We start from the raw sequence: 20,804 nt of genomic DNA, 5'->3' as shown, positions 1-20,804 counted from the left end.
CACTCCCATGATTCCCTGGGAAAAGATCGACACCGCCAAAATCCCCGGCTCCGACGAGGAGCTCCGCCTGATGCGGCGGGGCAAGGAGTTTTCGATCAAGCTCGGCACCAACGAGCTGATGAACAACCGCCTGTCGGGTTCCGAGGCCGCGCTCGCAACGCTTGCGGCGAAACAGCTCGAGACGGTGGCAAAGCCCGTCGTTCTCATCGGCGGCCTCGGCATGGGTTTCACGCTGCGCGCGGCGCTTACAGTGCTCGGAAGCAAAGCGAAAATCGTGGTCTCCGAGCTCGTGCCGGCGGTTGTCGCCTGGGCGCGGGGGCCGATGGCGGAAGTGTTCGGCGACAGTCTCGATGATGCCAGGGTGAGCATCCGCGAGATCGACGTCGGCGAAATCATCCGGGCGAAGAGCGCGGCCTTCGACGCCATTCTGCTCGACGTCGACAACGGGCCGGAAGGTCTGACCCGAAAGGGCAATGACGCGCTCTACAGTGCAAGCGGTTTGGCGGCGGCGAGGACGGCGCTACGGCCGGGTGGCGTGCTTGCGGTCTGGTCGTCGGGGCCCAACCCCGCCTTCACCAAGCGCCTCGGGCGTGCCGGCTTCGATGTCAATGAAGTCGCTGTCCGCGCCACCGGCCGAGGCGGTGGCGCGCGTCATGTGATCTGGATTGCGAAGAAGAGCTAGAACATCGTGTTGTTGTTCGCCGGATTGTCCGGGATCGGCTGAACGACGTCCCAATGTTCGACGATCTTGCCGTTCTCCAGCTTGAAGATGTCGACGATCGCGTTGCCTTTGGTGCCGGGTTCGCGAACCGCGTTGACATGAAGGATGACGTAGTCGCCATCGACGAATGAGCGCTTGATCTCGCTGTGCGAGTTCGGGAACTTTTCACGCAAGAAGCCGATGAACTTTCGGAAGCCCTCCGGTCCATCGGCAGCGTTCGGATTGTGCTGGACGTAACGGTCGCCAACATAGGCGAGCGCGGCATCGACGTCCTTCTGATTGAGACCTTTCTCGTAGAAGGCCAGCACGGCTTTGCGATTGGCCTCTTCCTGCGCGCTGCCGGCCATCGCGGCGGCGCTGGTGAGGGACAGCATGAGAGCCGAAGCGGCGACCATTGCCGCGGACCGAACGATGAGATGCATGTGAGCTCCAAGAGGCCGCGGCCCCTGTCTTGCGATTGAGGGAGGCTTCTATAGCCCTCGTGCCGTCTGACGTTAAGAGAGTAACCGTCAGCTCACATGGTCACCGCAAGGAGACCGGTGGTGTGGTTTACGCCGCTTTCGCCGCCGCACCATGCGCATGTTTGTCGATGGCGTCGATGATCTCGGGCCAGAACCGCATCGGCAGCGCATGACCCATACCCTCGATCATCAACAGCTTCGCACCCGGAATTGACTCGGCCGTGTCCTTGCCGCCCTCGGGACGGACCAGCGGATCGACGGTGCCGTGGATCACGAGCGTCGGCGTCTTGACGCCGTGCAGTCTCTCCTTGCGGCTGCCGGAGGCGAGCACGGCGCGGAGCTGCCGGCCGACGCCGGCCGGATTGAGGCCGCGCGCGAAGACCCGTTCGGCGCGGCCGGGATCGAGTGCTTCCTCCTCCGGAAAGGATCCGGCGCGCAAGACCTTCCAGGTCTGGCCGAAGCGGGTGATGAACTCTTCCTTGCTGCTCGGCGGCGGCGCCATCAGCATGGCGGAGGCCTCCCGCGTCGGCGGCGGCACGCGCGGATTGCCGGTGGTCGACATGATCGAGGTCAGCGAGCGCACGCGCTGCGAAAACGACAGCGTCACCTCCTGTGCGATCATGCCGCCCATGGACGCTCCGACCAGATGCGCCGACCTGATGCCCAGCGCGTCCATCAGGCCGACCGTGTCCTTGGCCATGTCGATCAGCTTGTAGGTTGCGGCCACGGGAATCCGGAGGAAGCGAAGCTTGAGCAGCTCGAGCGGCGTCAGCCGCTTGCCGCCGGTGAGATGGCTCGACTTGCCGATGTCGCGGTTGTCGAACCGGATCACGCGAAAGCCGTGCGCGGCGAGCTGCTCACAGAACGCATCGTCCCAATGGATCATCTGCGCGCCGAGCCCCATGATCAGCAGCAGCGGCTCGGCGTTGTCGTTGCCGAAAATCTCGTAGCAGATGTCGATGCCGTTGGCGCGGAGGGTCTGGGGCGGCTGATGGGCGTTCACAGGCGTGTTCCCTTAACTTTGACCAATTTGGCTTTTGATCAATGCTGTATCGCACGGTTTCCCGCGGCAAAGAAGCCGTGTGCGCGGCACCCGCCGCTAGCCGGTTGACCGGCACCCCGCAACGGTGTGGTATGGCGGGAAAAGAAGGGCACAAGCCCTCCACATCGGGAGGATGCTGATGACCGACAAGATCACCGATCCGGTCGCCTTGTGGCAGAAGATGGTCGGCGACATGGAGAAGGGGTTCAACTCCTTCGCCACCAAGGCGATGGAGACGCCCGAATTCTCGCAGGCGATGAACCGTGCCGGCGGCGCTGCTGCGGGTGCTCAGAAGCAGTTCGGCGATCTTATGGAGAAGTACCTGCTCTCCATGAACCTGCCGAGCCGCGAGCAGATGACCGGCATCGCCGAGCGGTTGCAGTCGATTGAGGGGCAGCTCGGCGAGATCAGGTCGATGCTGAGCCAGATGTCGGCTCATTCAAGTGGATCGTCGATCGATGCCGCACCGCGGCCGCCGCGCACAAAACGTCCGCCATCTGAAGGCGGAGAGCAAAAATGAACGCGCCGACGGGACTTGATTTTGCAGCGATCCCGGAGCGCATCCAGTCCGAGGTGCAGCGCGCGATCCAGCGCAGCATCAAGGGCGTCGAATATTTTTCGACCTCCGGTCCGACGCTCGGATCGACGCCGAAGGACGTGCTGCACTCGCGCGGTACGATGAGCCTCTACCACTATCGGTCGATGTCGGACGAGATCTACCGCGTGCCGGTGCTGGTGGTCATGGCGACCACCAACCGCGGCTACATCCTCGATCTCGTGCCGGGCCAGAGTTTTATCGAGTTCCTGCTCAAGCGCGGCTACGACGTCTACATGCTCGACTGGAGCGCGCCGCGGCCGGAGGAGAAGAGCCTGCGGATGGAGGACTATGTCCTCGACTTCATCCCGGATTGCGTCCGTCGCGTGCAGGCCGATTCCGGCGAGCAGGACGTCTCCGTCATCGGCTATTGCTTCGGCGGCGTGCTGTCGCTGCTCTACGGCTCGATCTTCCCGGACGGGCCGATGAAGAATTTGATCTGCTTCACCACGCCGATCGACTTCCGCGAGATGAAGCTGTTCTCGAATTTCTCCGACCGCCGCTATTTCGATGTCGATCGCCTTGTCGACAGCGTCGGCAACGTGCCGCCTGAGATGATCCTGTCGTCATTCGAGATGCTGCGTCCGGCCTCGCGCGCAGTGAGCCAGATCCAGCTCTGGGAAAACATCTGGAACGATGAGTTCGTGAAATCGTACCGGATGTTCGACCGCTGGGCGACCGACACGCTGCCGCTCGCGGGCGAATATTTCCGCACCATCACCAAGGACCTGATGTGGGACAACAAGCTGTTCAACGACACCATGTCAGTCGGCGGCCGCGCGGCGAAGCTCGAGGACATCAAGGTGCCGATGCTGCACGCGGTCGCCGAGCACGATCACATCGTCCCTTATGAGGCCGCAAAGCATCTGATCGCGAAGATCGGCTCCGCGGACAAGGAAGAGGTGATGCTGAAGGGCGGTCACGTCTCGCTGGTCGCCGGCGCCAACGCGGTGAAGCGGCTGTGGCCGAAACTGGATTCCTGGCTGGGAAAGAGATCGACATGAGTGAACAGCGTGCCTATCCGCGTCGCGTCAAGACGGACGCCGGCGATATCGAGATCCGTCTGATGTCGCCTGCGGACGAAGCCGCGGTGCTCGCGTTCGGCAAGGGCCTGCCGACGCATGACCTGCTGTTCCTGCCGCGCAACATCAGCGAGCCGAAGGTCCTGTCCGCCTGGGTCAAGGAGATCGAGCGTGGCGCGATCCAGAGCCTGCTCGCGGTGAAGGACGGCAAGGTCGTCGGTTGCGGCACGCTGGTGCGCGATCCCCACTCCTGGTCGCCCCATGTCGGCGAGATCCGCATGGTGGTGTCGCAGGACGTCCGCGGGAAGGGGGTGGGGAAGGCGCTGTCGCAGGAGACCTTTGCGCTTGCGCTCGGGGCCGGGCTGGAAAAGCTCTCGGTCCAGATGACGGTCGACCAGCAGGCGGCGATCGCGCTGTTCGAGAGCCTCGGCTTCAAGGCCGAGGCGCTGCTGCGGGACCATGTCCGGGATGTCGCCGGCAAGACCCATGACATCGTCGTGCTCGGCCACAACATCGCGCAGGTCCAGGCCCAGATGGAGGCCTATGGGCTGCCAGGCGCCGTCCAGCACTAGAAGCGCCGTCCAGCACTGGGTCATCATCCGGCGACCAAAAACCGGAAAACAACCCCATGCACAGTAGGGGTTGGCTACGGAGGCATCAGAATGCCTCCCGTTAAGGCTGTTCACGGTTTCGTGATATCGCAGTGCAATAAGAATATTGCATCGCACAATTAACTATGCCATATAAGCCGTGCCCCGGGCCAAAACCGGACGGGGTGAGCCCATAGCTCAGCCCAATGAGGATGGAGAGACCCCAATGACCACCGAAACCAACACCGCTTTCGAAGGCTTCAAGGACGCGTTCAAGAACATCCAGAACCTGGAAGTTCCCGAAGCGGCCCGTGAGTTCGTCAAGAAGACTGCCAACACTGCCAAGGACCGTGCTGCCGAGGCTTTCGCTGGCTCCGAGCGCGTGACCGCCGCCGTCGAGAACGCGGTGACCGAGTCCGTCGCCGAGGCCGGCAAGATCAGCCGCAACATCCAGCAGGCGATCTATGACGACGCCCAGGCGTTCTTCGCCGGCATCGACCAGCTCGCGTCCGCCAAGTCGTTCAGCGAAGCCGTCGAGATCCAGTCGAGCCTGCTCCGCGCCCGCGGTGAAACCTTCGTCTCGCGCGCCAAGGCGACCACCGATTATCTCGGCAAGCTCGCCGCCAACGGTGCGAAGTCCGCTCAGGACAACTTTGCCAAGGTCTACACCAAGACCGCCTGATCCGGCGCCCTGAGTCCAAACTGAAATTTGAGGCCCGCTTCGGCGGGCCTTTTGTTTTTTGCGCTGCCGTCATCGCGAGGTTCGAAGCGCCGAAGCAATCCAGAGGCTTTCTGCGGAAAGAGCCTGGATTGCTTCGCTTCGCTCGCAATGACGAGTAGGGTGACGCAGTGATGAATCCACCCGCCAGCTTCTCCTTCGATACTCCGGGCGATGCCGAACGCGCGGCCGAGTTGCGCCGCGTCAAGGCGCTGGCGACGCTGGTGCTGGCGTCGACATTGGCACTGTTCATCGTCGCGAAGTGGTTGTTGTCCGTGCACCCCGTGTTCGGCTTCATCGCCGCCTTCGCGGAGGCTGCGACCATCGGCGGGCTCGCCGACTGGTATGCCGTGGTCGCGCTGTTCAAGCGGCCGCTGGGCCTGCCGATCCCGCACACCGCGATCATCCAAAGTAACCAGGCGCGCATCGCCGACAAGCTCGGCGAGTTCATCCAGGTCCACTTCCTCGAGGCCGGCCCGGTCGAAGCCAAGTTGAATGAAATCGACTTTGGCTCCTTCGTTGCCGACTGGCTGCGCGACCGCAAGCGCAGCGACGACCTTGCGCGCTTCGCGTTGCGCCTTCTGCCGGAAGCCGTCTCTGCAACGGAAAGCTCCGGCCTGATGACCTTCATCATCCGGCGCATGTCCTCGCAACTCCAGGCGATCGATCTCGCGCCGCTCGTCGCCGGCACGCTGCGCGGCTTCGTTGCGGAGGGGCGGCACCAGATCCTGTTCGACGATCTCCTGCGCGTGATGCACGAGACGCTGAACCAGAAAGAGACGATGGCGATGATCCGCGAGAAGGTACGCGCGGAGTTGCCGACCCTGCTCAAGCTCTACCGCGCCGACAAGTTTCTGGTGACCAAGATCGTGTCGTCGGCGACCGCCTTCTTCAATGAAGTGCGCAGCGATCCCAAGCATCCGTTCCGCGGCGAGTTCGACCGCATGGTGCTGGGCTTCGTCGACCGGCTCGGCACCGACCAGGCCTATGTCGATCGCATCGACGGATTGAAGCGCGATCTGCTGGCGCGTCCCGAGCTTGCCGATCTGGCCCGCACCGTCTGGACCAACACGCGCTCCTTCATCGAGCGCAGTGCGTCCGGCGAAACGCAGGTGCTCCAGCATCATCTCGCCGGGATGTTCGTTTCGGCCGGCGATGCGCTCGCCGGCGATGCCGAGTTGCGCGGCGAGATCAACAAGGGCCTGGTGACGGTGCTGCGCAGCTTCGTCGCCGACCAGAAGAGCGGGGTCTCGACCTTCATCTCCGACCAGGTCAAGGCATGGGACATGGCGCAGCTGATTTCGCTGATCGAAATCAACATCGGGCGCGACCTGCAATACATCCGCTTCAACGGCTCGCTGATCGGCGGGCTCGCTGGTCTTGTGCTCTACTCCGTAGAATTCCTGCTCCGATTGTTGTGACTTTTGCGTCACGCCCGTTAGCATTAACGCGCAGGCCTATTGTGGCGTCGTGCTGCAGCGGGTTGAATGTCGGGAACCGGCCGCCTAGCTGATTCATGTTGCGCTGCGGAACGTTCAAGAAGCCGGCGTATTGGAATCCATGCCCATTGCCGGCATCGCGGCCGGCGGGCTCTTCAGGAATTCTTGCCCAAGGGATCCATTGATGACCGCTACTGCCCAGACGCTGCGTCCGCCGTCCCGTACTCTGATGTTTCTGGAAGGGCGCGCGATCCACGAGTTCGGTGCATTCCTCGGCGCGCTGCCGCTCTTGAGCCTCGCACCGCGCGGCGATGGGCATCCGGTGCTGGTGCTGCCGGGCCTGGTGGCCTCCGACGTCTCCACGCGTGCACTGCGCTCGTTTCTGACCAGCAAGGGCTATGCGGTGAGCGGCTGGCGTCAGGGCCGCAATTACGGCCTGCGCGAGGGCGTGCAGCACGCGATGGTCGATCTGGTCGAGGAGCTCAGCGACAAGCACGGTCGCAAGATCAGCCTGGTCGGCTGGAGCCTGGGCGGTCTCTATGCGCGCCAGCTTGCCAAGATGATGCCCCAGCGCGTGCGTCAGGTGATCACGCTCGGCAGCCCCTTTGCCGGCAATCCCCGGTCGACCAATGCATGGCAGGTCTATGAGTGGGTAAGCGGGCAGAAGTCTGATCGGGTCGATCCTCAGTTCGGCGGCGAGCTCGCCGTGCCGCCGCCGGTACCGACCACCGCCGTCTTCAGCCGCACCGACGGCGTCTGCGCCTGGCAAGGCTGCATGGAGAAGGCGGGCGCGCAGACCGAGAGTATCGAGGTCGAGAGCAGCCATTGCGGCATGGGCCATCATCCCGCCGTCGTCTATGCCGTCGCCGACCGTCTCGCGCAGAAGGAAGGCCAGTGGCGGCCGTTCGACCGCAGCGGCTGGCGCAGCCTCGTGTATCCCGATCCGCATCGGTAGCGCGCTTCTTCACCTCGCCCCGCTTGCGGGGAGAGGTCGGATCGCATCGGAGATGCGATCCGGTGTGGGGAGTCTCCGCGAGTCCGTCTCTCAGCGAACCCGCGGAGACTCCCCCTCATCCCGACCTTCTCCCCGCAGGCGGGGAGAAGGAGAAGACGCAGCCGTCGCTCCTGTCCATTGTCGCGCCTGCACCAAACGCGCTATGCCTCGCGCATGGCGCATCCGCTCTCTCGCATCATCGACCAGCTCAAGCGTGAGCCGTCACGCACGGGCTCCATCGTCATCACCATGTTCGGCGATGCCGTCGTGCCGCGCGGTGGTTCGGTGTGGCTTGGCACGCTGCTGGCGTTCTTCGAGGGCCTCGATATCGACGGCAGCGTGGTGCGCACCGCGATGTCGCGGCTCGCTGCCGATGGCTGGCTGACCCGCGAAAAGGTCGGCCGCAACAGCTTTTATCGTCTTGCCGAGAAGGGCCGCGAGACGTTCGAAGCCGCGACGCGCCACATCTACGATCCGCCGCCGTCGGACTGGACCGGTCGCTTCGAGCTGCTGCTGATCGGCAATGGCTGGGATCGCGATGCCTCGCGCGAGGCGCTGCGCAATGCCGGCTTCGGCAGCCCGTTGCCGGGCGTCTGGGTCGCTCCGTCGGGTGTTCCGGTGCCGGAGGAGGCTGCGGGCGCCATCCGGCTCGAAGTCTCGGCTGAAGATGACAGCGGGCGCCGCCTGCTCAGCGCGAGCTGGCCGCTGCAGCGCACTGCGGATGCCTATCTGAAGTTCATGAAGACGTTCGAGCCGCTGCGCGCCGCGATCGCGCGCGGCACGGTGCTATCGGAGGCCGATGCCTTCACCGCGCGCATCCTGCTGATCCACTATTACCGCCGCGTCGTTCTGCGCGATCCGCTGCTGCCGGAGAGTCTTCTGCCGGCGGATTGGCCGGGCAGAGCTGCCCGCGAGCTCTGCGGCGAGATCTATCGCGCGCTGCTGGCGCCGTCCGAACAATGGCTTGATAGCCATGGAACCAACGAGAAGGGGGCGCTTCCGCCGGCGAGAAAGCTTCTGGAGAGGAGGTTCGAGGCCTGATTTATATGTTACAGAAATATCTTGCATGAAGTAATTTTTGTTATATATTGCCTCCCAATAAAACGGGAGGATGCGCATGTATACCCAGGCGCTGAATACGGCCGAGACCGACGATCGCGGTCTTGAGGACGCGGCCAAGGCCGCGCAGTTCCAGGCTCGCATCGATGCCGAAGAGCGCATCGAGCCGAACGACTGGATGCCGACCGCCTATCACAAGACGCTCACCCGCCAGATCTCTCAGCACGCTCATTCCGAAATCGTCGGCATGCTGCCCGAAGGCAACTGGATCACGCGCGCGCCGACGCTGCGCCGCAAGGCGGCGCTGCTCGCCAAGGTGCAGGACGAATGCGGCCACGGGCTCTATCTCTATGCGGCCGCCGAGACGCTCGGCACCTCGCGCGAGGAGCTGGTCGACGCCATGCTGGCCGGCAAAGCCAAATATTCCTCGATCTTCAACTATCCGACGCTGACCTGGGCCGACATCGGCACCATCGGCTGGCTGGTCGACGGCGCCGCCATCATGAACCAGATTCCGCTGTGCCGCTGCTCCTACGGTCCCTATGCGCGCGCCATGATCCGCGTCTGCAAGGAGGAATCGTTTCACCAGCGCCAGGGCTACGAGATCATGCTGACGTTGTGCCGCGGCTCGGACGAGCAGAAGGCGATGGCGCAGGACGCACTGGACCGCTGGTGGTGGCCGGTGCTGATGATGTTCGGCCCGCCGGACGCGACGAGCCAGCACAGCGACACCTCGACGAAGTGGAAGATCAAGCGCTTCTCCAATGACGAGCTGCGCCAGAAGTTCGTCGATGCCACGGTGCCGCAGGCGCAATATCTCGGCCTCACCATTCCCGATCCCGGGATGACCCAGGATGCCGATGGCCACTGGCGCTACAGCGAGATCGACTGGACCGAGTTCAAGCAGGTGCTCGCCGGCAACGGCCCCTGCAATCGCGACCGCATGGCCGCGCGCCGCAAGTCGCACGCCGAAGGCGCCTGGGTGCGCGAGGCCGCTGCGGCCTATGCAGCCAAGCGCGCGCAGCGCCAGACCGCGCAAGCTGCGGAATAGGGAGATCAGGAATGGCCACGCCGAATACGCCGCTGTGGGAAGTCTTCATTCGCAGCCGCAACGGGCTCGCGCACAAGCATGTCGGCTCGCTGCATGCGAGCGATGCCACCATGTCGCTGCAGGCCGCGCGCGACATCTACACCCGCCGCGGCGAGGGCCTGTCGATCTGGGTCGTACCGTCGACCGCGATCACCGCGAGCGACCCCGCCGAGAAGGGCATGATGTTCGAGCCTGCGGAATCGAAGATCTACCGGCACCCGACGTTTTATGAGGTGCCGGAAGAAGTGGGGCACATGTGATGCCCGCCGCCAACATCCAGGTCTCCGAAACGCCACTCGTACTCTACGCTCTGCGTCGCGCCGACGATGCGCTGATCCTCGGGCACCGGCTGTCGGAATGGTGCGGGCACGCGCCGATGATGGAAGAGGACATGGCGCTCTCCAACATCGCGCTCGACCTCATCGGGCAGGCCCGCGAGCTCTACAGCTACGCCGCCAAGACCGAAGGCAGGGATAACGACGAGGACAAGCTCGCCTATTTGCGCGACGTCAGGCAGTACCGAAACCTGCTGCTGGTCGAGCAGCCGAACGGCGATTTCGCCCAGACCCTGGTGCGGCAGTTCTTTTATTCAGCCTTCGCCGATCTCTACTGGCGCGCCATGATGACCTCGCGCGACGCGACGCTCGCGGCGATCGCCGCCAAGTCGGAGAAGGAGAGCGCCTATCATCTGCGCCATGCCTCGGAATGGATCATCCGGCTTGGTGATGGCACGGAAGAAAGCCACGTCCGCGCGCAAGCCGCGATCGATCACCTCTGGGCCTTCACGGGCGAAATGTTTGCCGTCGATGAAGGTGAGCGTGCCTTGATCCATGCCGGTATTGCCGTGGATCCCGGCACCTTGCGTGGCCGCTGGCTGACGACACTGTCTGACGTCGTTGGTGAAGCATCGCTTCACTTGCCCCAAAATGACTGGATGCAGCAGGGTGGCCGTGCAGGCCGCCACAGCGAGCATCTCGGTCATCTCCTGTCCGAGCTGCAATCGATGCAACGCACTTTCCCGGGGCAGACATGGTGACGGTGCTGGAACACGACAGCGAGTTGCACCGGCGCGCCTGGGACGCGGCGGGGAGCGTTGTCGACCCCGAAATTCCGGTGCTGACCATCGCCGATCTTGGCGTGCTCCGCGATGTCGTTCTCGACGGCGATCACGTCGAGGTCGCGATCACGCCGACTTATTCGGGCTGTCCGGCCATGAACATGATCGCGCTCGAAATCGAGATCGCGCTGGAACGCGCGGGCTTCCGCGAGCCCAAAGTGCGCACCGTGCTGTCGCCGGCCTGGACCACCGACTGGATGAGCGAAGAGGGGCGCCGGAAGCTGCACGCCTACGGCATCGCGCCGCCGCAATCGTCACACTCGCGTCGCGCGTTGTTCGGCGAGCAGGTCATCACGTGCCCGCAATGCAATTCGAGGGAGACCGAACTGCTGTCCGAATTCGGCTCGACCTCCTGCAAGGCGCTATGGCGCTGCAAGTCCTGCCGTGAACCCTTCGATTATTTCAAGTGTCATTGACCATGTCAGCAGCCGCACCGCGCTTCCATCGCCTGGCCGTCAACGATCTCCGCCGCGAGTCGTCGGACGCCGTTTCGATGACGTTCGCCATCCCGCGCGAACTTGCCGACGACTATGCCTTCAGCCCCGGCCAGTATCTCACGCTGCGCACCACGCTCGACGGTGAGGAGGTGCGCCGCTCGTATTCGATCTGCTCTGGCCCCGACGACGGCGAGATCCGCATCGCCGTGAAGAAAGTCGACGGCGGCGCGTTCTCGAGCTGGGCTGCAGACGAGTTGAAACATGGCGACGAGCTCGACGTCATGACGCCGACGGGCCGTTTTGGCGTCGTCTCTCCGGCCGAAGCCGGGCGCATCCATGTCGGCTTTGCCGCAGGCTCCGGCATTACGCCGATCCTGTCGATCGTCAAAGGCGTGCTGGCGCGTGAACCGGACAGCCGCTTCTTCCTGTTCTACGGCAACCGCGCGACCGACAACATCATGTTCCTCGAGGCGCTCGAGGAGCTGAAAGACCGCTTCATCGACCGCCTCTCGATCTTCCACGTCATCTCCGGCGAGGAGCAGGACATCCCGATCCTGCATGGCCGGCTCGATGGGGACAAGGTGAGGGTGCTGTTGCGCTCACTGGTGCCGGCCGAAAGTGTCGATCATGTCTTCGTCTGCGGTCCATCAGGCATGAGCGACGAGATCGAGGCGACTTGCCGCGACCTCGGCATCGCTGACGATCGCATCCACGTCGAACGCTTCGTGTCCGAGTTCGGCGGCAAGCCGCGGCCGAAGAAGGCCGTCGCCGCCGATGCGCCGCCGAAGGCGATTGCTTCCCTGATCATCGATGGCAAGCGGCGGGATGTGCCGGTTGCCGAGGGCGAGGCGATCCTCGATGCTGCGCTGCGCGCCGGCGTCGATCTTCCCTTCGCCTGCAAGGGCGGCATGTGCTCGACCTGCCGCGCCAAACTGGTCGAGGGCGAGGCACCGATGGACCTCAATTATTCGCTGGAGCCGTGGGAGCTGAAGGCCGGCTTTGTGCTCACCTGCCAGGCCAAGCCATCGTCGGAGCGGGTCGTGGTCGACTACGACCACGTTTGACAGTGTTGGCCAACCAGCAGAACATCATGAGCAAGCAATTCGCCGGGAGAAGCGCGTGAACGTCAAAGCCGCCCTGTCGCCTGAAGATGTTGCCCGCGCCTGCGCCGATGCGATGTGGGCGGAGGACGATGCCTCCAAGGGCCTCGGCATGGAAATCGTCGAGGTCGGCCCGGGCCATGCGACGCTCGCCATGACGGTGCGGCCGGACATGGTCAACGGCCAGCGCATCGCACATGGCGGCTTCATCTTCACGCTCGCCGATTCCGCGTTCGCTTTTGCCTGCAACTCCCACAACGATCGTGTGGTCGCCGCACAAGGCCAGATCACGTTTATCAAGCCCGGCAAGCTCGGCGATCGTCTCGTTGCGAAGGCGCGCGAGGTCACCCGAAGCGGCCGCTCCGGCATCTACGACGTGCGCGTCACCGCAGGCGACACCGTCATCGCAGAATTCCGCGGGCATTCGCGTGTCATTCCCGGCACGTGGTTGCCGGCGCAAGACCAATAAGCAGAAGAACACATCAATGTGGGGAGACGAAGATGGCTTCGACGAAGCCCAGGGAAGGCGGCCACGTCTATAGGGCTGAGCTGGATGCGCAGGAGCGCGCGTCACGCGACGAGATCATGGCGTTGCAGAAGCAGCGGCTGGCCTGGTCGCTGAAGCACGCCTACGACAACGTCGCGCATTATCGCAAAGCGTTCGACAAGGCCGGCGTGCATCCGTCCGACTTTCGCGAGTTGTCCGATCTCGCAAAGTTTCCGTTCACGGTGAAGACGGATCTCCGCGACAACTACCCCTTCAACATGTTCGCCGTGCCCCGCGAAAAACTGGTGCGCGTGCATGCGTCCTCCGGCACGACGGGCAAGCCGATCGTGGTCGGCTACACGCAAGCCGACATCGACACCTGGTCGCAGGTGATGGCGCGCTCGATCCGCGCCGCCGGCGGCCGTACCGGCATGATCATCCACAATGCCTATGGCTACGGCCTCTTCACCGGCGGCCTCGGCGTGCACTACGGCGCCGAGAAACTCGGCTGCACGGTGGTACCGATCTCCGGCGGCATGACCGAGCGGCAGGTGCAGCTCATCAACGACTTCAGGCCTGACATCATCACGGTGACGCCCAGCTACATGCTGGCGATCCTCGACGAGTTCAAGCGGCAGAAGCTCGACCCGCGCCAGTGCTCGCTCAAGGTCGGCATTTTCGGCGCCGAGCCCTGGACCAACGCCATGCGCGGCGAGATCGAGGATGCCTTCGATATGGATGCGACCGACATCTATGGCTTGTCCGAGGTGATCGGCCCGGGCGTCGCGCAGGAGTGCATCGAGACCAAGGATGGCCTGCACATCTGGGAGGATCATTTTTATCCCGAGGTGATCGATCCCGTGACCGGCGCGGTGCTGCCGGATGGCGAGAAGGGCGAACTGGTGTTCACCTCGCTCACCAAGGAAGCCTTTCCGGTGATCCGCTATCGCACCCGCGACCTGACGCGGCTGCTGCCTGGCACGGCGCGACCGGGCATGCGGCGCATGGAGAAGGTGACGGGCCGCTCGGACGACATGATCATCCTGCGGGGTGTCAACCTGTTCCCGACCCAGATCGAGGAGGTGCTGCTGGCCACCGACTGGTGCGGCGGCCACTTCATCCTCGAACTGACCCGCGAAGGCCGCATGGACGAGCTGACCATCATCGCCGAGGCACGCCCCGAAAGCTGGGATGGTAGAGGCCTCGTCGACCACGCCGAGCGAATCTCGACCCACATCAAGAACACGATCGGCATCAGCTCGCGGGTGCAGGTGGTCGCGCCTGCGACGCTGGAGCGCTCGCTCGGAAAGGCCAAACGGCTCTACGACAAGCGGCCGAAGGATTAAGTCTCGACCCTCATGGTGAGGAGGCGCGTAGCGCCGTCTCGAACCATGCAGGCCCGGCTGCTGCGGGGCCTTCATCCTTCGAGACGCCTGCCTCGCAGGCTCCTCAGGATGGGGGGAGGCGGTTGACTTGACCGGCCCCAAAGGCGACAAGGCCGCGAGAAATCGCGGGTCTTTTCCATGTCGCCAGCCGATACAAAAACCGTCGAGGCGCGCTGTGTCCGCCTCAATGCCAAGGCCGAAAACGCCGCTGCGATTGCGCCCGGCGTCGAGCGTCATACGCTCACGCACGGCCCGAACGATCTCCTGATCGAGGTTAAGGCCGCCGCCGTCAACCCGTCCGACGTCAAGGCTGCCACCGGGCTGATGCCCTATGCCGTGTTCCCGCGGACGCCAGGTCGTGACTACGCCGGCGTGGTGATTGACGGGCCGGCCGGCACGATGGGGCGCGAAGTGTTCGGCTCGTCCGGCGATCTCGGCATTCGCCGCGACGGCACCCATGCGAGCCACCTCGTCGTCGAAGCTGATGCCGTGGTGGAGAAGCCGAAGACGGTGTCATGGGAGGAAGCTGCCGGCATCGGCGTGCCCTTCGTCACCGCGATGGAAGGCTTTCGACGCGCCGGCCTTCCGAAGGCCGGCGAGACGGTTCTCGTGTTCGGCGTCAACGGCAAGGTCGGGCAATCAGCGGTGCAGATCGCGACCTGGCAAGGCGCGCGCGTGATCGGCGTGGTACGCAAGGCGGAAGCCTATGAGGGCCATAGCAACGCGCCGATCGAGGTGATCGACGCCTCCGCAATCGACGTCGCCACACGCGTGCGCGAACTGACCGGCGGCAAGGGCGCCGACATCGTCTTCAACACGGTCGGCGATCCCTACTTCCAGGCCGCGCACAAGTCGCTCGCGCTTCGTGGCCGCCAGATCCTGATCGCCGCGATCGATCGCATCGTGCAGTTCAATATCCTCGAATTCTATCGGGGCCAGCACACCTATGTCGGCATCGACACGCTGGGCCTGTCGTCGATCGCGACGGGCGGCGTGCTGCGCGATCTCGGTCCGGGCTTTGCGAGCGGTCACCTCAAACCGTTCCCGATCAAGGCGAATGCGGTCTATCCGCTCGAACGCGCCAGGGAGGCCTACGTCGCGGTCGCCGGCTCCTCGCGGGATCGCGTGATCCTGAAGCCGTAATCATGGAGTCATCCACCCAACTCGTCATCCTCGCCGGCCTCGTCATCGGCCTCGTCTACGGCTCCGTCGGCCTGCTCAGCGGCTTCTGCCTGATGAGCAGCATGCGCGGGTGGCTGGCGGAGGGGGACGGGCGGCTGGTTCGGAGTTATGCGTTGGCAATTGCCGTTGCGGTCGCCGCGAGCCAATTGCTCGCCGGCAAAGGCATGGTCGATTTCGGCAAGTCGATCTACCTGCAGGCAACCTTCTCGGCGCCGGTGCTGTTTCTCGGCGGCCTCCTGTTCGGCTACGGCATGGTGCTGTCGAACGGCTGCGGCTCGCGCGCGCTGGTGCTGCTCGGGCGCGGCAATCTCCGCTCCTTCGTCGTCGTGATCGTGCTCGCCATTGCGGCGCAGATGACGCTGAAGGGGTTGATTGCACCGGCACGTATTGCGTTGGTTCAGGCTTCCCAAGCGACGTTCAGCGCCAATTCGCTGCCCACACTGCTCGCGATGCTTGGTCTCGGCGAAGCCGTTGGGCGCGCGCTGGCCGCTGCCGCGATCATCATTGCGTTGATCCTATTTGCTTTCGCGCATCCGGCGTTTCGCCGTTCGCCGGGCCAGATCGCGGCGGGCGTCATCGTCGGCCTTCTCGTCGCCGGCGGCTGGTACGCCACCGGCTATCTCGGCGCCGATGATTTCAATCCGGTTCCGGTGACGTCGCTCACTTTCATCGCGCCGATCGCCGACAGCCTGCAATACGCGATGCTGTCGACCGGCCTGACGCTGAATTTCGGCATCGCAACGGTGGCCGGTGTTTTCTGCGGCAGTCTGGTGACGGCGCTCGCGACGGGCCGCTTCCATCTCGAAGGCTATTCATCGCCACGCCATATGCTGCGCTCGGCCGGTGGCGCTGCGCTGATGGGGATCGGCGGCGTGATGGCATTCGGCTGCTCGATCGGGCAGGGGCTCACCGGCATCTCGACGCTCGCAATAGGCTCGTTCATTGCGGTCGCCGGCATCCTGCTCGGGACAGGTGCAGGCTTGCGCGGTGTACTGCGCGTTCAGCCACTCGCGGTGGCCTGACGGCGCAGCAGCCGGTCGCCCAGCGTGGCCAGGCCAATGCCGGTCACGATCAGCGCGGCTGCAATGACAAGGCTCATCTCGATCGGCTCACCCAGCAATATTGCCGCGCTGGCGATACCGACGAGCGGGGTCCCGGTGGTGCCGAGCGCCGTGGTCAGGGCCGAAATGCTCTTGTTGACCATCGACATCGCCCAATAGGCCAGCGCTGTTCCGATCAGGCCGGAATACAGGAACAGCAACACAAGCTTCCAGGACCATTCCGCATGCGGCACGCCGTCGGTGACCAACGCCGAGCCGGTCAGGATGATCGTTGCCACCAGCACCTGCCAGATCAGAAGCTGGAGCGGGGACGCGATCCAGCGATGCGCGCGGATGTAGATGATGTTCGCGGCCCAGGAGATCGCGGCCAGGATCACCATGCCTGCGCCGAGCACGACGTTGGCGTTGGTCCAGTCGATCGACGTCGGGTTCAGGATCACCGCTAGCCCGATCAGTCCGAGCAGGGCACCGGCGAGCTTCGGTGCGGTCAGGGTCTCTTTTCCCAGCAAGGGTGCCGCGATCGCCACCCAGAGCGGCGTGGTGTAACCGAGCACGATGGCCTTGCTCGCAGGCAGAAAGCGTACGCCGGCCGCAACCAGGACCGAGAAGATCGTCATGTGCAGCAGCGCCACACTCAGGACCACGGGAATGTCGCGCCGCTCGGGAATCACCAGATTGTTGCTGAGGCCAAGGATCACGAACAAGCCAGCGAGCGCGATCCAGCTCCGGATCGCCGACGTCCAAAGTGGCGGAAGGAATTGCACGAGCTGCTTGGTAATCGACCAGTTCACGCCCCAGGCCAGCACGACGATCAGGAACAGGCCGATGGCCGTGCGCGGGGCGAGGGACGAGTTCATCGCAGAATCCTTGAAGCTGAGCGGACTGCGGGATAGCATCCTGTCTGGCACCTGAAAAAGTGCCAGATCGGAAAGGAATAAGGTGCCAGTTTCCGAAAGCATGATCGCTGGTCTGATCGACCTGAATCGGGCCGACGATGACGGGCTGGTGGCTCAGCTCACCGGCCAGCTCCGAAGCCTGATCGCAACCGGCCGACTCGCCAAAGGCCGCGCGTTGCCGTCGAGCCGCCGGCTTGCGAGCGATCTCGGCGTCTCCCGTAACACCGTCACCTATGCGTTCGAGCAGCTCGCCGCCGAAGGTTATCTCGAGGCGTCGCACGGCCGTCGTCCTGTGGTGACGGTCGACGGCGGGGAACGCATCGAAGGGACGGCCGCGACCGCATCCGGCATTCGTGCCGCCAAGCCGCAGCTCTCGGCCTGGGCAGCGAAGCTCAGGCAGACAGATTGGCCGATGTCTTATCAGGCGCCGCTCAAGCCGTTGCGTCCGGGACATGGGGATGCGCGGGAGTTTCCGAACGAGGTCTGGGCGCGTTGCCTGCGCCGCAGCGCTGTACGCGCGGGCAAGCGTGAGCTCGGACCGGTCAATCGAACGCGCCTGCGCGAGGCGCTGGCGCATTATCTGGCGACCAGCAGAGGCGTTCGCGCGACGGCCGACCAGATCCTGATCCTGCCGAGTGCGCAGGCTGCGCTGACCTTGATCGCGGCTGTTCTGATCACGTCTGGCGACGAGGTCTGGGTCGAGGATCCCGGTTATCCCGGCGCCGCAGCCGCCTTCCTTGCGTCAGGGGCGCATGTCACCGGCATGAGACTGGACGAGCAGGGCATGCAGCGGATGCCGGGGACAGCCGCGCCAAAACTCATCTTCATGACGCCATCGCATCAGCATCCGACCGGGCGGTTGATGTCTCTTGCGCGCCGCACCGAGTTCCTTGGCATGAGCCGCCCCGGCAAGACCTGGATCGTCGAGGACGATTACGACGGCGAATTCCACTATGACAGTCGGCCGGTGCCGGCCCTGCAGGGGCTCGATGCGCACGGTCGCGTGTTCTATGTCGGCACGTTCTCGAAGGCGATGACGTCGGATATCCGGCTCGGCTATCTCGTCGTTCCACCGGCGCTGGTCGGCACTCTGGAGATTGCGCAGCGGCACATCGGCCTGATCGCGTCCAGCCACATTCAGGAGGCGCTGGCCGAATTCATCGCGGACGGGCATTTCCTCGCGCATCTCCGCCGGATGCGCCGGCTCTATCACGCACGGCGCGATCACCTCGTCGCGGGACTGGAGCGTCATCTCGGCGAGGTCCTCTCTGTCGAGGCGCCCTCGGGCGGCATCCAGCTCGTCGCCCGCCTCAAGCGCGGTCGTGCCGATCAGGCGGCAGTGAAACGGTTGGTCGACGCAGGCGTTGAAACCCGCGCTCTATCCAGCCTGGCGCTGGGTAAGCCGCGCGATCATGGTCTCTTGCTCGGCTTCGCGGCCTGGCGCGAGAGCGAGATCAGCGGGGCGGTGCGAACGATGGCGTCGTGCTTCTAGCGTCCTAGTCTACGGCCTTGGTCACGATGCGGATCTCCGAGGTCAGCGTCCGGTGCACGGGGCACTTGTCGGCAATCTCCATCAGTTTCTTGCGCTGCTCGGCATCGAGCGCGCCGTCGATCGCGATGTCGCGCTCGATCTGGTCGAGCATGCCGTCCTGCGTCTCGCACTCCGCGCAGTCCTTGGCGTAAATCTTCGAATGCTTCAGCGTGACGGTGACGCGGTCGAGCGGCAGCGATTTGCGGTCGGCATAGAGGCGCATGGTCATGGAGGTGCAGGCGCCGAGGCCGGCGAGCAGGAAGTCATAGGGGCCGGGACCGGCATCCTCGCCGCCGGCGGCGACCGGCTCGTCCGCCACAAGATGATGCGGGCCGATCGTGACGAGCTGGTTGAACTTGCTCCTGCGGGTCTCCTGCACCACCACCCTCCGCGGCTGATCCGCGGCATCCGTCGTCTTTGCAGGAGTTGTCGCGTCGATGTAGCGGCTCGCCCAGGCCGCAATCACATCGGCTGCGTAGAGCGCGTCGGCTGGTTTGGTGAGCAGATGATCGGCATGGTCGAGCGAGACGAAGCTCTTGGGATGCTTCGCTGCCACGAAAATCTTCGTTGCATTGTCGATGCCGACGGTGTCGTCGACAGGTGATTGCATGATGAGCAGCGCCTTGTGCAGGCCGGTGATATCAGTCATCAGCTCGTGCTCGGCGATGTCGTCGAGAAATTCGCGTTTGATCCGGAACGGCCGCCCTGCGAGCGAGACTTCGACCTCACCCTGTGCGCGGATGTTTTCAATATGCTCTTTGAAAAGTCCGGTAACGTGGGCCGGATCCGATGGCGCAGCGATGGTTACGACAGCCTTGGCCTCGGGAACCTTTCCGGCCGCCGCCAGGATCGCTGCGCCGCCCAGGCTGTGCCCGATCAGGAGCGTTGGCGCCTTCCGCTTCGTACGGAGATGATCGGCCGCATGCACGAGATCGGCGACGTTGGAGGAGAAGGTCGAATTGGCAAACTCGCCTTCACTGGAGCCGAGCCCGGTGAAATCGAAGCGCAGCACGGCGATACCCTTGGTGGCGAGCGCAACCGAGATGCGCTTGGCCGCGAGCGTGTCCTTGCCGCAGGTGAAGCAATGCGCGAACAGCGCGTATGCGGCCGGCTCGCCGTCCGGCAGCTCCAGCGCGGCCGCGAGTTGATGGCCGCCTTCGCCGGTGAATTGGAAGCGTTCCGTCGGCATGGGCTCCCCCTTGTCGTTGCTTGACCTTAGTCGGCCGAATAGCGCTGCTCGGCCCAGGGATCGCCGCGGTTATGATAGCCGCGCACTTCCCAGAAGCCCGGTGCATCCTCAGTGACGAATTCGATGGCCTGGAGCCACTTTGCGCTCTTCCAGAAATAGAGATGCGGCACGACAAGCCGCACCGGGCCGCCATGCTCGTCGGACAGCGGCTGGCCCGACCAGCTATGGGCGAGCAACGCGTCCTCGGCGGCAAAGTCCTCAAGCGCGAGGTTGGTGGTGTAACCGTCATAGGAATGCAGCACAACGAAGCGCGCATCGTCGCGCGGCTGGCAGGCTGCCAGCAGCTCGCGGGTCGCGAGCCCTTCCCATTCATTGTCGTAACGCGACCAGGTCGTCACGCAATGGATATCGGACGTAAATTGCGCCTGCTTCTGCGCGGCGAACTCGGCATAGGTCCAGAATATCGGAGTCTCGATCGCGCCATAGACATCGAGCCGCCAGCGCTCGCGCGAAACCGGCGGCAACACGCCGAGATCGAGCACCGGCCAATCTTTCGTCAGATGCTGGCCGGGCGGTAGCCGCTGGTCCTCAGGCCGTGTGACTTTGCCCGTGAGAAAGCGACCCTCGCGCGCCCATTTCGCCTTGGTGCGCGTCAGCTTGCTGTCGGGTGGCGTCTCGTCGACCATGA

General features: G+C 64.2%; 23 protein-coding genes. 18 read left to right on the top strand and 5 right to left on the bottom strand.

Features of this window, described 5'->3' with window-relative positions:
- The first annotated feature begins 7 nt into the window (after positions 1-7).
- Entirely contained in the window at positions 8-682 is a 675-nt protein-coding gene (locus QA645_RS30670) for a spermidine synthase (protein WP_254192643.1), read from the top strand.
- Here the strand turns inward: QA645_RS30670 and QA645_RS30665 are convergent.
- Positions 679-1,143 (bottom strand): nuclear transport factor 2 family protein, encoded by a 465-nt coding sequence (locus tag QA645_RS30665; protein WP_283045057.1) that lies wholly within the window; start codon positions 1,141-1,143, stop codon positions 679-681. The genes QA645_RS30670 and QA645_RS30665 overlap by 4 nt on opposite strands.
- Positions 1,144-1,270: 127 nt before the next feature.
- Positions 1,271-2,185 (bottom strand): alpha/beta hydrolase, encoded by a 915-nt coding sequence (locus tag QA645_RS30660; RefSeq protein ID WP_283045056.1) that lies wholly within the window; start codon positions 2,183-2,185, stop codon positions 1,271-1,273.
- 178 nt (positions 2,186-2,363) lie between these two features.
- On the opposite strand from QA645_RS30660, the gene QA645_RS30655 reads away from it, so the two are divergent.
- The 16 genes from QA645_RS30655 to QA645_RS30580 all read left to right on the top strand — a co-directional run bounded on the left by QA645_RS30655 (position 2,364) and on the right by QA645_RS30580 (position 16,461).
- The gene (locus QA645_RS30655; RefSeq protein ID WP_254129982.1) at positions 2,364-2,744 is read left to right on the top strand and encodes a hypothetical protein; all 381 of its coding nucleotides are present in this window, start codon (positions 2,364-2,366) and stop codon (positions 2,742-2,744) included.
- Positions 2,741-3,823, top strand: a complete 1,083-nt coding sequence (locus tag QA645_RS30650; protein WP_283045055.1) for an alpha/beta fold hydrolase — start codon at positions 2,741-2,743, stop codon at positions 3,821-3,823. The genes QA645_RS30655 and QA645_RS30650 overlap by 4 nt, the downstream gene beginning before the upstream one ends.
- Positions 3,820-4,413, top strand: a complete 594-nt coding sequence (locus QA645_RS30645; RefSeq protein ID WP_254129984.1) for a GNAT family N-acetyltransferase — start codon at positions 3,820-3,822, stop codon at positions 4,411-4,413. The genes QA645_RS30650 and QA645_RS30645 overlap by 4 nt, the downstream gene beginning before the upstream one ends.
- A gap of 244 nt (positions 4,414-4,657) precedes the next feature.
- Positions 4,658-5,113, top strand: a complete 456-nt coding sequence (locus QA645_RS30640; protein WP_254192645.1) for a phasin — start codon at positions 4,658-4,660, stop codon at positions 5,111-5,113.
- Positions 5,114-5,283: 170 nt separating this feature from the next.
- On the top strand, positions 5,284-6,570 hold the full coding sequence (locus QA645_RS30635; RefSeq protein ID WP_283045054.1) for a DUF445 domain-containing protein: 1,287 nt from the start codon (positions 5,284-5,286) through the stop codon (positions 6,568-6,570).
- A 202-nt stretch (positions 6,571-6,772) separates the two neighbouring features.
- Entirely contained in the window at positions 6,773-7,543 is a 771-nt protein-coding gene (locus QA645_RS30630; RefSeq protein ID WP_283045053.1) for an alpha/beta hydrolase, read from the top strand.
- Positions 7,544-7,756: 213 nt separating this feature from the next.
- Complete coding sequence (gene paaX / locus QA645_RS30625) at positions 7,757-8,623, top strand: phenylacetic acid degradation operon negative regulatory protein PaaX (RefSeq protein WP_283045052.1); 867 nt, start codon at positions 7,757-7,759, stop codon at positions 8,621-8,623.
- 76 nt (positions 8,624-8,699) lie between these two features.
- On the top strand, positions 8,700-9,692 hold the full coding sequence (paaA, locus tag QA645_RS30620) for a 1,2-phenylacetyl-CoA epoxidase subunit PaaA (protein WP_283045051.1): 993 nt from the start codon (positions 8,700-8,702) through the stop codon (positions 9,690-9,692).
- Positions 9,693-9,703: 11 nt separating this feature from the next.
- Complete coding sequence (gene paaB / locus QA645_RS30615; protein WP_283045050.1) at positions 9,704-9,991, top strand: 1,2-phenylacetyl-CoA epoxidase subunit PaaB; 288 nt, start codon at positions 9,704-9,706, stop codon at positions 9,989-9,991.
- A complete protein-coding gene (paaC, locus tag QA645_RS30610; protein ID WP_283045049.1) occupies positions 9,991-10,767 on the top strand; it encodes a 1,2-phenylacetyl-CoA epoxidase subunit PaaC in 777 nt (258 codons plus the stop codon). Before paaB ends, paaC begins: the two co-directional genes overlap by 1 nt.
- Positions 10,761-11,264, top strand: coding sequence for a 1,2-phenylacetyl-CoA epoxidase subunit PaaD (paaD, locus tag QA645_RS30605; protein WP_283045048.1), 504 nt, complete (start codon positions 10,761-10,763; stop codon positions 11,262-11,264). The genes paaC and paaD overlap by 7 nt, the downstream gene beginning before the upstream one ends.
- Before the next feature lie 2 nt (positions 11,265-11,266).
- Complete coding sequence (gene paaE, locus QA645_RS30600; RefSeq protein ID WP_283045047.1) at positions 11,267-12,349, top strand: 1,2-phenylacetyl-CoA epoxidase subunit PaaE; 1,083 nt, start codon at positions 11,267-11,269, stop codon at positions 12,347-12,349.
- A 55-nt stretch (positions 12,350-12,404) separates the two neighbouring features.
- Positions 12,405-12,854: a hydroxyphenylacetyl-CoA thioesterase PaaI gene (paaI, locus tag QA645_RS30595; protein WP_283045046.1), complete on the top strand. Its 450-nt coding sequence runs from the start codon at positions 12,405-12,407 to the stop codon at positions 12,852-12,854.
- Between the two features lie 32 nt (positions 12,855-12,886).
- The gene (gene paaK, locus QA645_RS30590) at positions 12,887-14,218 is read left to right on the top strand and encodes a phenylacetate--CoA ligase PaaK (RefSeq protein WP_283045045.1); all 1,332 of its coding nucleotides are present in this window, start codon (positions 12,887-12,889) and stop codon (positions 14,216-14,218) included.
- 177 nt (positions 14,219-14,395) lie between these two features.
- Complete coding sequence (locus tag QA645_RS30585; protein ID WP_283045044.1) at positions 14,396-15,400, top strand: zinc-binding alcohol dehydrogenase family protein; 1,005 nt, start codon at positions 14,396-14,398, stop codon at positions 15,398-15,400.
- Positions 15,401-15,402: 2 nt separating this feature from the next.
- The gene (locus QA645_RS30580) at positions 15,403-16,461 is read left to right on the top strand and encodes a YeeE/YedE family protein (RefSeq protein WP_283045043.1); all 1,059 of its coding nucleotides are present in this window, start codon (positions 15,403-15,405) and stop codon (positions 16,459-16,461) included.
- Here QA645_RS30580 and QA645_RS30575 read toward each other — a convergent pair.
- Positions 16,440-17,357 carry a DMT family transporter gene (locus QA645_RS30575; RefSeq protein ID WP_283045042.1) on the bottom strand — a complete coding sequence of 306 codons (918 nt, stop codon included), beginning with the start codon at positions 17,355-17,357 and terminating at the stop codon, positions 16,440-16,442. The genes QA645_RS30580 and QA645_RS30575 overlap by 22 nt on opposite strands.
- 100 nt (positions 17,358-17,457) lie before the next feature.
- Between QA645_RS30575 and QA645_RS30570 the strand changes: the two genes are divergently transcribed.
- Positions 17,458-18,888 carry a PLP-dependent aminotransferase family protein gene (locus QA645_RS30570; protein WP_283053423.1) on the top strand — a complete coding sequence of 477 codons (1,431 nt, stop codon included), beginning with the start codon at positions 17,458-17,460 and terminating at the stop codon, positions 18,886-18,888.
- 4 nt (positions 18,889-18,892) lie between these two features.
- On the opposite strand, the gene QA645_RS30565 is transcribed toward QA645_RS30570, so the two are convergent.
- Positions 18,893-20,116 (bottom strand): bifunctional alpha/beta hydrolase/OsmC family protein, encoded by a 1,224-nt coding sequence (locus tag QA645_RS30565; protein WP_283045041.1) that lies wholly within the window; start codon positions 20,114-20,116, stop codon positions 18,893-18,895.
- A 26-nt stretch (positions 20,117-20,142) separates the two neighbouring features.
- On the bottom strand, positions 20,143-20,802 hold the full coding sequence (locus QA645_RS30560; protein ID WP_254129999.1) for a sulfite oxidase-like oxidoreductase: 660 nt from the start codon (positions 20,800-20,802) through the stop codon (positions 20,143-20,145).
- Positions 20,803-20,804 lie beyond the last annotated feature (2 nt).

Source organism: Bradyrhizobium sp. CIAT3101 (assembly GCF_029714945.1).
GTDB lineage: Bacteria > Pseudomonadota > Alphaproteobacteria > Rhizobiales > Xanthobacteraceae > Bradyrhizobium.
Note: the sequence above shows the minus strand (reverse complement) of the source record. Positions and strands in the feature narration are given on the sequence as shown.